This window comes from Rhodococcus sp. ACPA4, from assembly GCF_002300185.1.
Lineage (GTDB): Bacteria > Actinomycetota > Actinomycetes > Mycobacteriales > Mycobacteriaceae > Rhodococcus_F > Rhodococcus_F globerula.
The window spans coordinates 3,511,783-3,525,286 of record NZ_NSDY01000001.1; the positions used below are offsets into that span (position 1 = coordinate 3,511,783).

Sequence of the window (13,504 nt, forward strand, 5' to 3'; positions counted from 1 at the left end):
CCGCAGTTTCGTGTGCGGCGGGACCTTCACGTCTTCAGATCGACTGCAATTCGAGCGACGCTGCTCGCCCAGCGACTAACTCCTCGAGGTCCGTGACTGACTTTCCGGCCAACGTCGCCCACAGGACAACGCCTGGATCTTCCCTCAGACTCACCATGTTCGGCACGCCCACTGCGACGGCGCCCGCGGCAATCGCCGACGCCAATCCCGGAATCGAGTCCTCGATCGCCACAACCCGATCCATGGAAATCGGGCCGGTCAGCGCCGAGAGATCCGTTCTGGCCCGCAAGTACGGCTCCGGGTGCGGCTTACCGTGCTCGACCATGTCTCCGGTAACCATCAACTGAAATGTTCCCGGTGGGAGCGCGCTCGCAACAGCCTCCGCCAACGGCGCCTCGCTCATCGTCACCAACACACTGGGTATTCCGGCGTCGCGAACCTGCGCCAACAACTCACGGGCACCCGGACGCCACTCGATGGACTGCCGAACACCCGCCACGACGGCGGCCACCAGTTCATCGACTATCTCGCGGATCGTGAGATCCGCCCCCGCCGCGCGAAGGATCGCAGCAGAGTCGGGCAAGGCCTTCCCCACCAGTGCTGTTGCCTGTTCGTCAGACCACTCCACCCCGTACCTCGACATCAAGGCACGCTCCGCCGCAAACCAACTCGGCTCGGTGTCCACCAGTGTGCCGTCCATGTCCCAGAAGACCGCTTGCAGCATCAGGACTTTCCTTCCTCTTGTAGCTCAACACGATCGGATCCAACGACGCGCACCACAACACCCTGTGCACGGATATCCTCGATAATCCCCAGTGGTGCACCGTCATCGGTGATCAACTCGTCGATCACGTCCCAACCACACACTCGATGTAGCGAGGTGTGCGCCAATTTGGAACTGTCCATCAGGAGAACCCGCCGACCGGCACACCGAATCATCTCCGATTTGAGCCGAACGACTTTCTCTTCCTGGTGATACATGCCGTCGCGATCAGCACTCGACGTCGAGAAGTACAGAGCGTCGACGCGCAGTTCGCGCACGGCCTTGGCTGCACCCTCGCCGACAAACGATTCATGACCGGAGTCGAAGTCGCCGCCGATAGCGGTCACCGAAATGCCGGTCACTTCGGACAGTTCACGAAGTGAGGGCAGATAGTTCGTCACAACCCGAAGTTCTTCGATCTCGATCAAGTGGCGGATCATGTGGGAGGCGGTGGTGGAATCGTCGAGCATTATCACCTGCCCCGGAGCAACCTCGGTGGCAGCAGCAGCGCCGATCGCCAACTTTTGTTCGGTGGCGATGCGACGCCTCAGCGGTGCTGCAATCTCGTAACTGCTGGTTCGTTCGATGCTGACTCCGCCCCTGAACTTTCGGACTATTCCGCGGCGTTGAAGTTCGTCGAGATCACGGTGGACCGTCATCAACGACATATCGAAGTGAGCGGCCAGCGATTGTGCGGACGCCGATTCATCTGCCATCAAGCATTCGAGAATGCCGTCCAGCCGTTCTTGCCTGGTGTGGGTGATCAATCGTCGACTCATCCAAGACCTTGCTGTAGCTGGTGTGATTACGAGTCATTTATATCACTCTTCCTGATATGAATGCTCGATGAACGAGTCGAGAAGCTTAGGCATGACAAACTGAAACTTCAGCTCGGTCACCGCCAGAACCGCAGACGCACTATCGACTAAATCCACTGTTTAACAACATATTTGACACGTCACGTAGACATTTCACACTCGCGAGATCTACCCGTTTTGTCCATTTGACGACCATCCGCACGAGTGAAACGATCACTGCGATCAACGAAGACGTAACACCGTCGATGTGATCTTCACCGTCTCGCATCAAGAAAGCGACACCCCCGGAAGAAATGGTCTCGACATGTCGTTGACAACTCAACGCCCGGCACCGCCGACGGTCTCCGCCCCTGTGAGTCGCGGATCAACCCGGGGTCGCCCTACCCGAAGGCGTGAACGCAAGGGCTACAAGCTCTTTGTGCTCTTCACCTTCCCGAACCTGCTGCTGATAGCGGTCTTCGCATATTGGCCCGTTATCGGCAACATCTACCTCAGCCTCACTGAATGGGACATGATCGCGCCGACGCCGCTGTTCGTCGGCGTCGACAACTACACCAAGTTGCTGCACGATCCTGCGTTTCTCCGGGTGTTACGCCTGACCTTGGTATGGGTTGTTGCGATTGTCGGCATCAGCCTGAGCGTGGGACTGGCCCTGGCGTGCCTGTTCAATCGCCAATCACGAGGACGCGCAGCGGTTTCCGCTTTGGCATTTTCGCCGCACATCCTCTCGGGCGCAGCGGTGGCCGCGATTTGGTTGTTCATCTTCGATCCGAACTACGGACTGTCCCGAGCGCTGTTCGGGTTGTTCGGAGCAGATTCACCACACTGGACAACCTCGAGTTCGTGGGCGATGCCCGCGCTGATCATCGTCTCGATCTGGAAAGGTGTCGGCTTTGTAGCCATCGTCTATCTAGCTGCGCTTCAGTCGATGCCGGCAGACGTCCTCGAGGCGGCACGTCTCGACGGGGCAGGGGCATGGCAGACATTCCGCCACATCACCATGCCGCTACTCTCACCGACAACGTTCTTCCTCCTGATCACCCAGGTCATCAGCGCCTTTCAGTCCTTCGACGTCATCGCGATGATGACCAGCGGCGGACCCGCAGGCGCCACAACCACTCTCAGCTGGTTCATCTACCAAGAAGGATTCAAGGCCTTCAGTGCCGGCACTGCCGCCGCCGGATCCATGGTGATGTTTGTCGTCCTGATGGGCGTCACAGTGTTCCAAATGCGATTCGTCGAGAAGAAAGTGCACTACTGATGTCCGCACCCAGCAGAACGACAACCCCGAACAAGACGCGCATTAGATTTCGCCTGTCCTGGATCGGACTGGTTGTTGTCGGCCTCGTCTTTGCCATCCCGTTCTACTGGATGATCTCGTCGGCGTTCAAGCCGGAGAGCGAGATCTACCAGTGGCCACTGCAATTCGTCCCCAGCCGTCTGGCGTGGGAGAACTTCAGCCACGCGTGGAATGCCGTTCCGTTCGGCGACTTCTTCGTCAACTCACTGATCGTCACGATCGTCGGTGCCACTGCGAAGGTCACCTTGGCAGTGTTCAGCGCCTATGCCTTTGCCTTCCTTCCCTTTCCCGGCAAGAAGTGGATCTTCCTCGCGGTCCTGGGAGCCTTGATGGTGCCGGGGCACGTGACACTGTTGCTCAACTACATCACCATCGGCAATCTCGGAATGATCAACACCTACGCGGGAATAATCCTGCCTGGACTCGCGAGCGCATTCGGAACATTCCTTCTACGCCAGCACTTTCTGAGTCTCCCGAAGGAAGTCATGGAGGCTGCAGAACTCGACGGCGCCGGACACATCCGCAAGCTGTTCTACTTTGCATTACCGATGTCAGTTCCGGCGGTTGTCACCGTTGCGCTGATCGCTGTCATCGACGAGTGGAACGACTTCATCTGGCCTCTTCTCGTCACCAATTCCGTTCAGATGCGCACTCTTCCCATCGGTTTGATGGCACTCAAAGAGAGTGAGGGTGTTGACAACTGGGGCGCGATCATGGCCGGAACCACCATGGTTGTCCTCCCCATGCTGTTGCTCTTTCTCTTTGCCCAGCGGTTCATCGTTGCCGGGCTTGCCGGAGCGTCCGTTCGACGCTGATCAGTTTTCCGACCTTCCCCTGCCAGTTCAGCATCCTCCAGGAGATACCCATCATGTCGTTATTTGCCCGATCTGGCTCCGCGCAGAAGCCTGTGAACATCTCTCGCCGCAGCTTTCTCACTGCTGCCGGTATGACCGCGATCGCACTCCCCGTACTCGCAGCGTGCGGAAACGCCGGCGGCACGGCTTCGTTCTCAGCACCGGACGTCAAGGCCCCCAGCGAATTTTCCGGGAGGACCAACGTCGTCATCTGGAGTCCGTGGTCGGGCAACAACCACGAGGTCTTCACCGGAGTGGTCGACGGATTCAACCGCTCGCAATCCGATATCTACGCAGAAGTTCAGCAGTTCAACGGGTATGACGGCGTCACCGAGAAGATCGCCGCCGGACTCCAGGCCAGGCAGATCCCCGACATCGGCGTCTTCTCCGACGTGTCGTGGAACAAGTTCTTCCTCAACGACACACTCGAACCGCTCGGCGGATACTTCGACAGCAACTTCGGTCCGAGCACGTTCAACGAGCGCTTGTTCACCGAGGGCGTTGTCCGCGGCGAGTCCTACTGGATCCCGTTCGGCCGATCGACACCACTGTTCTACTACAACAAAGAGATCTTCTCGTCCGCAGGTTTGCCGGATCGCGCCCCCGCCACCTGGGATGAATTCCGTTCGTGGGGAAAACAAATCACCGGCCAGAACTACAATGGCAATTCTCTGAAGATGCGCGCATACACCGGTGCCGACGACTGGTACATGCAGGGACTGCTCTGGAACTTCGGCGGATCGATCTCCGACGGACTCGACGTCACCGTGGACTCCGCAGCTGCAATTGCCGCCGCAGAGTTCGACCGAGCCGTGATCAACGACGACAAGATCGCGTACCTCGCACAGGAAATCAACAACGATTTCATCAACGGCCAGGTCGCAACCATCACCAACTCCACCGGATCGCTGACCGGACTGATCAAGGGCGCCCAGTTCGAAGTCGGTGCCGGCTTCCTGCCCCAACAGACCACACACGGCGTGCCGACCGGTGGTGCCGGACTCGGAATCATGAAGAATGCCAGCCCGGAACGCAAGGAAGCTGCCGCGCAGGTACTCGCGTATCTGTCCGGTGAGGAAGCGTCGTCGACCTGGACCGTCGGAACGGGATACCTGCCCTCGACAATCTCCGCGGCAAACTCCACCAAGGTGCGTCAGGTCATGTCCGACAATCCGAACTACAAACTGGCCGTCGACCAACTCGAGCTCGCCCGCCAGCCTGACGCGGTTCGACGGTACGTCCAGAGCACCATCACGGAAATGCGCACCGCAATTCAGAAGCTGTACACCGAAAATGCCGACGCCGGCGCAACTTTGAAGGCAACGGCAACCAAGCTGCGCGCAGACACGGAATCCGTGCGCAAACTCTACGAAAGCAAGGTGGCCTGACCATGCGATCCGAATCATTCACCTTGGTAGGCCATCGCGGCGCCATGGCTCACGCACCCGAGAACAGCATTGCGTCATTTCGCCTCGCCGAGGAGATGGGCGTCGACGAGATCGAACTCGACGTGCGCTTGACCGCCGACGGCGTTGCGATCGTGCTCCACGACGCGACGCTCGATCGCACCGCCGCCGACGATTCCGGGCGTGGGCTCGGACCCGTTGCGGAACTCACGTTCGACCAGATCAAAGACATCGAATTGGACTCCGGACGCGGCGTCCTGACCTTCGACGAAGCTCTCGACAACACCACGGTGACCTTGCAGGTGGAGATCAAGGCCATCGAGGTGGTGCCGGAACTCGGACGGATCGTGGCGGCGCGGCCGGAAGACGCTCAGCGCATTCAGTTCACGAGCTTCTCGGCCGAGGCTCTGCTCGCAGTTGCCGAGGCAGCACCGTTCATCCCGCGCGGATTGATCGTGTCGGCGTATCCAAGCGCCGACGCTCACCCGGCTGGTATCGAATCCGTTCTTGCGGCCACCGGTTCCGGCGCGTTCTACTGCGGCTGGGACGGCCTGACAGCCGACCTGGTCCGCGACCTCCATGAAGCCGGATTGCAGGTTCACGCGTGGCCCCTGCGCACTCCGGCAGATGCAGCACGAGCCCTCGAACTCGGAGTGGACGGCACGACCACGGATTTCCCGGCGGACGCCAGGGAGTGGCTCGACCGCACCTGACGGAATTACCCCCAGCGCGACTGTCCACCGTCGAGGGGGATGGTTGCGCCGGTCAGGTAACCGGCATCTTCGCCGACCAGGAAGACGACGGCACGCCCGATGTCGGTTTCGGGATCGCCGACGCGACCCAGCGGGATTCCCGCGACAAAGGCTGCCGCTTCTTCCGGGTTCTTGTCCATCCACCACTGCAGGGCCGGGGTCTGCGCGTGTGGCGCAACGTTGAGCACACGAATGTTGTCCTTGCCCCACTCGCAGGCCGCGGCGCGGGTTAGTGCGCGCATGCCCTCCTTGATGGAGCCGTAGGCACCGTAGTTGCTGGCATCCCAGCGCACGGCCGCAGAGGTGGCCATGTTGATGATGACACCGCCGCCGCGACTGTTCATGTGGGGATACGACGCTTGCATCATGCGCAGGGTGGCGAGCGGTCCCGTCGCGAAAGAGCGTTCGAAGTCTTCGTCGAGCACGCTGAGCAGCGGGCCGGGCTTGCAGTCGTTGGCGTTGTTGATCAGGATGTCGATTCCGCCGAACAGTTCGACGGTACGGTCCACGGCGGCGGTGATGTCGTCCTTCTTGCTGACGTCACACACGACTACCTCGCCGCGGGCACCGATGTCGGCGAGCAGCCCGCACGTGGTGTGGAGCTTGGACTCGGTGCGACCGGCTACCGCGATCTCGGCGCCTTCTTTCGCCAATGCCAAGGCAATGCCTTGCCCGATTCCCTGACCTGCACCGGTGATGAGTGCAACTTTGCCGTCAAGCGTGCCCATGTGATTGCTCCAATGTCCTGTTGCCTGCGGGGACTGGTCGATTCTGGTGACTGCCGGTGTTGGTCGTCTACACTCAACGAACTAAGCAACCAAGCATTTGCTTGACCCTATGACGACCGGCACTGTCGCGTCAATCACACTGGGCGGCAAATCGGCTCGGCCCCAACATCAGGAAGGCTCCACCGTGACACTCCCCAACCCCGTCGATTTCAGCGGACGCTCGGTGATCGTCACCGGCGGCACCAAGGGCATCGGCTTTGTCATCGCCGAAACCTTCCTGGCTGCCGGGGCAAACGTACTGGTCTGTGGCCGAAACGAGCCCGAAAAGCTCCCGTCGGCTGACGGACGCACTGCAGCATTCAAAGCCACGGACGTCCGCGATCCTGCAGACGCCGCAGCGCTCGTCCAGGATGCCGTCGATCGCTTCGGCCGACTGGACGTTCTGATCAACAATGCCGGCGGCTCCCCCGACGCCGACGCAGCCACCGTCTCCCCGCGCTTCGTGGAGAAGATCGTGGCGCTGAATCTGCTGGCCCCCTTCAACGTTGCTCAGGCTGCAAACGCCGTCATGCAGACACAGGACAACGGCGGCGCCATTATCAACATCGGCAGTGTCTCGGGCATCGACCCGCAGCCCGGCACCGCGGCATACAGCGCCGCCAAGGCCGGACTGTTGGTCCTGACAAAGGCTTTGGCGCTCGAATGGGCCCCCAAGGTCCGTATCAACCACATCACGACCGGCTTGATCCGCACGGAAGCAGCCGCAGAGGTCTACGGCGCCGACGGCGGCGCGGCCGTCACCGAGATCATCCCGATGGAGCGCATGGCCGTACCGTCGGACATCGCGAATTCCTGCCTGTTCCTGGCAAGTTCGCTCTCGTCGTACGTGACGGGAACCGACATCGCCGTCCACGGCGGCGGCGAATACCCGGCCCGTTACCTTGCTACCCACCCCGAGCTGTTTTCGCGAACCAGCTCGTAAGACCGAGCAACCAAGGAAGCCCTCGAGCAATTGCTCGAGGGCTTCCTCGTTTTGTGTGAACAACTGCGGGGCGCGACGGGGGGGTCAAGCGCCCCGCAGTTGAGTCTGCGGATGCTAGCGAGCGGAGAAGCTCACTCGCGCACCGGAAATCGCTACCTGACCATCCTTGTGCACCTGGAAGGCCAGGTCGTCAGGAGTACCCCACGCAACGATGGACGGCGCCTCACCCGGATGAATAGCCGCCGCAAATCGACCCTCGAGGCTCACGAGGTCTGCCGGATGCACTCCGGCGACCCGGGCAAGCTCGAGCGTGCTGGCAGCCAACGTGCACAGGCCGTGCATGATCGGGCGCGGCTGATTGATCCGTGCCGCGGCCTCTGGATCGATGTGGATGTGGTGCATGTCGCCCAGCAGGCGATACATCGCCGTCTGATTCTCCGCCGTGGTCAGCACACCGGTGAGTGAAGGCTCGCCCGTCGGCTCTGCGGGACGGGACGGCCCACGTTCTCCGCCGAATCCACCGGCGCCGGGAGCGAACAGCGACCAGGTCGCGACGAAGTACTCGCACTCGACCTTCACTTCGAAGACGGCTGCAGCACCCTTGTCCCACACCTCGCCGACCGAAGCCTTCAGCGTCACCTCACCGCTACGCGGAAGCGGAGCAAGCACTTTCAACTCTTGCGAGCCGTGCAGTGCCGTCGAGGTGTCGAAAGCGCCCGCCGAGCCCAGAGCGTCGGGAGCCCACTGCGCCAGTGTCAGAGCAAATGTCGGCAGCACCCGAAGCTGATCCTCGAAAACGAGGTCCAACTCGGTTGCCTTGGCGCCCACGGCAAGTGCGTACAGGATCGCGTCGCGCTCGGTGTACGACACGGTGCGGGTACCGAGATCGGCTCCGCGCCAATCGCCGGCAGTCTTCGCAGTTTCCGAAGTAGTCACGTTCAATTCCTCTCTCACACCACGCCGAGAATGAGACCACTGGTAGGTACTGCTGTTCCGGCAGTGACCAATACGTTCTCGACACCATCGGGCTGATTGGTCGACGTGCCACGAATGAGCCGCACACCTTCGGCAACACCGTTGACACCGTGCAGGTACGCCTCGCCGACCTGACCACCGTGAGTGTTCGCCGGCAGGCGTCCACCGAGTTCCAGGTTGCCTTCGCGGATGAAGTCCTTGGCCTCGCCGGGCTTGCAGAATCCCAGTTCTTCGAGCTGTGGGAGGACCAGCGGAGTGAAGTGGTCGTACAGGATAGCCGCGTTGATGTCGTCCGGTGTCAGGCCGCTCTGGCTGTACAGCTGACGGCCGACCAGACCCATCTCCGGGATACCCGTGATGTCTGGTCGGTAGTAACTGGTCATCATGTGCTGATCCTTGCCACTGCCCTGAGCAGCGGCCTTGATGAAGGCCGGCTTGTTGGCCAGATCCTTGGCGCGCTCAGCGGAGACGACGACGAGCGCCTGGCCACCGTCTGTTTCCTGGCAGCAGTCGAGCAAGTGCAGCGGTTCGGCGATCCAGCGGGAATTCTGGTGATCCTCGAGTGTGATCGGACGCTCGTAGAACCAGGCAGCCGGGTTGTTGGCAGCGTGCTTGCGCGCCACCACTGCAACTCGTCCGAAGTCCTCACTCGTCGCACCGTACTGGTGCATGTACCGCCGTGCGAACATAGCGACCCACTGAGCGGGAGTCGACAGGCCCTGCGGTGTCATCCACGCATAAGCCGCGCGGTCCGCTGTGGTTGCCATCGGGCGATCATGCTGACCCAGGCCGTAACGCTCACCGGAGCGCTCGTTGAAAGCGCGGTAGCAGACCACGACATCGGCGACACCCGTCGCAACGGCCATGGCTGCCTGCTGCACGGGGCCGCATGCGGCGCCACCGCCGTAACCGATGCGGGAGAAGAACTTCAGCTCGCCGAGACCACAGTTGCGAGCCACAATGGCTTCGCCGTTGGTTTCCGCGGTGAAGGTCGAAAGTCCGTCAACCTCGGACGGGGCGATACCCGCGTCCGCGAGTGCAGCGACGATGGCCTCACAGGCCAACTGCAGTTCGGTGCGACCGGAGTTCTTGGAGAACTCGGTGGATCCGATGCCGACGATGGCAGCGGCTCCCGAGAGCGGGCTGATCGCCATCAGGGCTTCCCCTCTTCTTTGAAAGCAACTGTGACGGTGCCGGATGCATGGTTGCCGAGGCTGTTTGCGCCCTGCACCTTGACCACGACAACACCGTCTTCCTTGGACACGACCTCACCGGTCATCGTCATGGTGTCACCCGGGTAGTTGGGCGCGCCGAGACGAATGGCGATGCGACGCAGGGTCGATGCCGATCCGGCCCAGTCCGTCACATACCGGCCGACGAGGCCGTTGCTCGTGAGGATGTTCATGAAGACATCCTTGGAGCCGCGCTCCTGAGCCAGGCTCGGATCGTGGTGCACGTCCTGGAAATCGCGAGTGGCGATTGCCGTGGCGACGATCAACGTGCGGGTCAGCGGGATCGCCAACTCGGGCAATGCCTCTCCGACAACGACGTCTGCGTAGCTACGACCGGCAAGAACGGTCATGCGAGCACCTCCACACCGGATGCGAGCTGCGCACCCAGACGCGCGAGATCGGAGCTGGAACCGCCGAGGGTGGCAGCAATCTGCTTGCCCCACAAGAGGTGACGGTGAACCGGGTAGTCGGTGTCGACGCCCATACCACCGTGGACATGCGTGGTGCGATGCACGACGCGCTGTCCGCCGTCGGTGGCCCACCACTTGGCGACGAGTACCGAGGTGCCGAGATCCAGTCCCTCGGAGATGCGCCATGCAGCCTGCCACAGTGTCACGCGCATCGCTTCGAGATCGATGTAGCAGTCCGCGAGCTGGTGGTTGACCGCCTGGAAGGTCGCGAGCGGACGGCCGAACTGCATGCGGCCGTTCAGGTACGTGACAGCCTGCGCAACGGCGCCGGAGCCGACGCCCCATTGAATTGCGGCCAATGCCAGCTCAACTCGGTCGATCAGCCACGGAACCGTGGTGCCGTCAGCCGCACCGATCAGCTGCGCGGGGGCACCGGCAAACGTGAGGTTGGCACAGATCTCGTGGTTGGTGGACTGCGTCTGCTCCACCGTGACACCGTCTGCATTCAGATCCACCAGCAACAGAGCTGTTCCCGTGGACGTGGTTGCCGAGACGAGCGCGAGGTTCGCGATGTTCGTGATCGGCACAACGGCCTTCTCACCGGTCAGCGTCCAGTTACCGTCGGTATCCTCGGCGGCCGTGGTCAGCGGGTCGCCGGCAGTGTACGGCCCGAATTCCTCGAGCCCGATCGTGAGGAATCGACTGCCGTCGGCAACACTCGGAAGGAGCTCTGCGCGAAGGGAATCGGAACCGAACTCGTTGATCGCCAACGCGGCGAGCGCCGTCTCCCAGATCGGCACGGCCGCAACGTGGCGGCCCTGTTCCTCGAGCAGGGTGTACAGCTCGGACAAGCCGAGTCCACCGCCGCCGAACTCCTCGGGCAGGGCGATACCGAGCAGGCCGGTGGTCGCGAGTTCGCGCCACAGTTCACGGTCGACGCGCTCGGCGGAGAGTTCGATCTCCTTGGTGCGCTCGATCGTGGCCTTGCTGGTGAAGACCTCGTCGGCCAGTGAGCGAATCGCGTCCTGCTCTTCGCTGAAATTGAAGTCCATCAGTGCTCCTCGCGTGCGGCCGGCCGGAACGCGGGAAGCGTCAAATCCGGGTCGGCGTCGATCCAGTCAAGTTCCACGGGCATGTCGACCACGACATCTTCGGGCGCGATACCCACCATGTTGGCGATCAATCGGGTTCCCTCTTCGAGTTCGATGACCGCAACGATGAGCGGGTAGTCGAACGCGTCGATCTTGGGGTGATGATTGACCACGAAGCTGTACACCGTGCCACGGCCCGACGCATCGATCGTGTCCCACTCGAGCGACTGGCACTCACCGCACATCGGGCCGGTGGGATGACGCAACGTCTTGCAGGACGTGCAGCGCTGGATCACCAGACGGTGCTCCTTGGCCGCTTCGAACCAGAAAGCGTTGTCCGCGTTGAGAGCCGGACGCGGACGCAGTGCGCGCGGAGCCTCCGGAGCCTTGGCTTCCTGCGGCTTGAACCGCAGTGTCCGCCACCGCTGCGTGCCGACAACTTCGTCGTCGCCGTTGCGGTACGTCTTGAGCGTCGTCACGAAGTGTCCGACGCCTAGGCCGGTCTTCTTTTCCGGGGAAATCGACTCGATGACCTCGGTGTAGTTCACGCGATCGCCTGGGCGCAGTTCGCCGAAGAACTCCTGATCGGAATCGGTGGCGACGACGGAACTGTAGCCCGCAGCGTCGAGGGTGGCGATCAGATCGGTCCACACCTGTGACGGGTCGTTGCCCGCCATCTTGTCGGTGAACGTCCGCATGATCCAGACCTGAAGCATCTGAGCGGGAGCGACGACGCCGTCACGGCCGGTGGCGCGGGCAGCTTCGTCGTCGAGGTAGACGGGGTTGGTATCGCCCATGGTCTCGGCCCAATGCCGGATCATGGGGATGTTGACCTCGTCGGGTCCCCAGGTGGTGGGAACAAGCGTCTGGCCGACAAAAGCGTCGAGTTGCGCCGAAATGTCGCTCACTTGACCCTCTTTTCGCGAACGAGTCCCAAGCCGATGGTGCCGACCATGTCACGCAGAACCTCGTTGACGCCGCCGCCGAAGGTGTTCACGACACCCTGACGCGAGATCTGCTCGATCTGACCGGCAAGCAAAGCGCCCGGAGACTCGGGGCGGATGCGTCCGGCGGAGCCGAGAATTCCGAGCAGAGTGCGGTAGACGTCGACGTGAGTCTCGGTCCCGTATGTCTTGGTAGCGCCGGCGTCGGCTCCGGAGAGCGTGTCCTGTGCGACGGCTGCCGTCATCTTCCAGTTCAGCAGTCGCATGGCCTCGAGCTTGGCGTGTGTACGAGCGAAGTCCTGCTGCACCCACGGGATGTCGATGGCGCCGTTTTCCTTGGCCCAGTCCAGAACCAGGTTCCACAGACCGTAAGTGCGACCACCGATGGCCGCCAGGCCGATTCGCTCGTGGTTGAGCTGAGCGGTAATGAGCTGCCAGCCGCCGTTGACCTCGCCGACAACGTCCTTCGACGGGACGCGAATGCCGGAGTAGTACGTCGACGTCACCATCAAGCCGCCGACGGTGTTGATCGGTGACCACTCGAAGCCTGCGTCCTCCGTGGGGACGATCAGGATCGAGATGCCCTTGTGCTTGGGGGCGTCCGCGTCGGTGCGGCAGGCCAGCCACACGTAGTCGGCAGTGTTGGCGCCACTGGTGAAGATCTTGTTGCCGTCGACGATCCACTCGTCACCGTCGAGGACTGCACGGGTCTTGAGCGAAGCCAAGTCCGTTCCGGCCTCCGGCTCGGTGTAGCCGATGGCAAAAACGATGTCGCCGGCAAGAATGCCCGGCAGGAATCGTTCCTTCTGCTCTTCGGTGCCGTACTTCATCAATGTCGGCCCGACGGTATTGACCGTCACGAAGGGGAACGGCAATCCCGCGCGCTGAACCTCGTCGAAGAACACGAACTGCTCTTCGATGGAGCGTCCCTGGCCACCGAATTCCTTGGGCCAGCCGATACCGAGCCAGCCGTCCTTGCCCAGCAACTTCACGATTTCACGGAAGTATTCGCCGCCAACACCCTGTTCACCGGCAGCGCGGCGCTTCTCCTCCGGCAGCAGCGTCGCGAAGTACGCGCGCAGCTCCTTGCGGAGCTCCTGCTGCTCGGGCGATTCCCTCAGATCCATCGCGGTTCTCCTATGGCATTCATGGCTAGCAACTTTGATCTGGACGCTAACTAGATGCATCTTTGGGCGCTGAATGTGTCTCGTTGAGCGGGAAGGCGAAACATGAGCGCCGTCACATAAGG

General features: G+C 61.8%; 14 protein-coding genes. 5 read left to right on the forward strand and 9 right to left on the reverse strand.

The annotated features are described in order from the left end of the window. Positions 1 to 34 precede the first annotated feature (34 nt). Positions 35 to 724, reverse strand: coding sequence for an HAD family hydrolase (locus CJ178_RS15885; protein ID WP_033236636.1), 690 nt, complete (start codon positions 722 to 724; stop codon positions 35 to 37). Next, positions 724 to 1,542 (reverse strand): DeoR/GlpR family DNA-binding transcription regulator, encoded by an 819-nt coding sequence (locus tag CJ178_RS15890; RefSeq protein ID WP_045064910.1) that lies wholly within the window; start codon positions 1,540 to 1,542, stop codon positions 724 to 726. Before CJ178_RS15890 ends, CJ178_RS15885 begins: the two co-directional genes overlap by 1 nt. Before the next feature lie 343 nt (positions 1,543 to 1,885). On the opposite strand from CJ178_RS15890, the gene CJ178_RS15895 reads away from it, so the two are divergent. From CJ178_RS15895 to CJ178_RS15910, 4 genes are read left to right on the forward strand one after another with little or no spacing between them, the layout of a single operon-like run. Then, complete coding sequence (locus tag CJ178_RS15895) at positions 1,886 to 2,842, forward strand: carbohydrate ABC transporter permease (protein WP_051730728.1); 957 nt, start codon at positions 1,886 to 1,888, stop codon at positions 2,840 to 2,842. Continuing rightward, positions 2,842 to 3,696 carry a carbohydrate ABC transporter permease gene (locus CJ178_RS15900; protein WP_033236635.1) on the forward strand — a complete coding sequence of 285 codons (855 nt, stop codon included), beginning with the start codon at positions 2,842 to 2,844 and terminating at the stop codon, positions 3,694 to 3,696. The genes CJ178_RS15895 and CJ178_RS15900 overlap by 1 nt, the downstream gene beginning before the upstream one ends. 53 nt (positions 3,697 to 3,749) lie before the next feature. Beyond that, on the forward strand, positions 3,750 to 5,123 hold the full coding sequence (locus CJ178_RS15905; RefSeq protein WP_095887107.1) for an ABC transporter substrate-binding protein: 1,374 nt from the start codon (positions 3,750 to 3,752) through the stop codon (positions 5,121 to 5,123). Positions 5,124 to 5,125: 2 nt separating this feature from the next. Further along, entirely contained in the window at positions 5,126 to 5,854 is a 729-nt protein-coding gene (locus CJ178_RS15910) for a glycerophosphodiester phosphodiesterase (RefSeq protein ID WP_045064914.1), read from the forward strand. Between the two features lie 5 nt (positions 5,855 to 5,859). Here CJ178_RS15910 and CJ178_RS15915 read toward each other — a convergent pair whose 3' ends face one another. Further along, positions 5,860 to 6,621 (reverse strand): SDR family NAD(P)-dependent oxidoreductase, encoded by a 762-nt coding sequence (locus CJ178_RS15915; RefSeq protein ID WP_095887108.1) that lies wholly within the window; start codon positions 6,619 to 6,621, stop codon positions 5,860 to 5,862. A 184-nt stretch (positions 6,622 to 6,805) separates the two neighbouring features. Between CJ178_RS15915 and CJ178_RS15920 the strand changes: the two genes are divergently transcribed. Further along, positions 6,806 to 7,603, forward strand: a complete 798-nt coding sequence (locus CJ178_RS15920) for an SDR family oxidoreductase (protein ID WP_033236686.1) — start codon at positions 6,806 to 6,808, stop codon at positions 7,601 to 7,603. Between the two features lie 114 nt (positions 7,604 to 7,717). Here CJ178_RS15920 and CJ178_RS15925 read toward each other — a convergent pair whose 3' ends face one another. From CJ178_RS15925 to CJ178_RS15950, 6 genes are read right to left on the reverse strand one after another with little or no spacing between them, the layout of a single operon-like run. Then, positions 7,718 to 8,539: a MaoC/PaaZ C-terminal domain-containing protein gene (locus tag CJ178_RS15925; protein WP_033236631.1), complete on the reverse strand. Its 822-nt coding sequence runs from the start codon at positions 8,537 to 8,539 to the stop codon at positions 7,718 to 7,720. Between the two features lie 14 nt (positions 8,540 to 8,553). Further along, complete coding sequence (locus tag CJ178_RS15930) at positions 8,554 to 9,732, reverse strand: lipid-transfer protein (RefSeq protein ID WP_033236630.1); 1,179 nt, start codon at positions 9,730 to 9,732, stop codon at positions 8,554 to 8,556. Beyond that, entirely contained in the window at positions 9,732 to 10,160 is a 429-nt protein-coding gene (locus tag CJ178_RS15935; RefSeq protein ID WP_033236629.1) for a MaoC family dehydratase, read from the reverse strand. The genes CJ178_RS15930 and CJ178_RS15935 overlap by 1 nt, the downstream gene beginning before the upstream one ends. Then, entirely contained in the window at positions 10,157 to 11,272 is a 1,116-nt protein-coding gene (locus CJ178_RS15940) for an acyl-CoA dehydrogenase family protein (RefSeq protein ID WP_045064917.1), read from the reverse strand. The genes CJ178_RS15935 and CJ178_RS15940 overlap by 4 nt, the downstream gene beginning before the upstream one ends. Then, complete coding sequence (locus tag CJ178_RS15945; protein WP_033236627.1) at positions 11,272 to 12,219, reverse strand: bifunctional MaoC family dehydratase N-terminal/OB-fold nucleic acid binding domain-containing protein; 948 nt, start codon at positions 12,217 to 12,219, stop codon at positions 11,272 to 11,274. Before CJ178_RS15945 ends, CJ178_RS15940 begins: the two co-directional genes overlap by 1 nt. After that, positions 12,216 to 13,382 (reverse strand): acyl-CoA dehydrogenase family protein, encoded by a 1,167-nt coding sequence (locus tag CJ178_RS15950; protein WP_033236626.1) that lies wholly within the window; start codon positions 13,380 to 13,382, stop codon positions 12,216 to 12,218. Before CJ178_RS15950 ends, CJ178_RS15945 begins: the two co-directional genes overlap by 4 nt. Positions 13,383 to 13,504 lie beyond the last annotated feature (122 nt).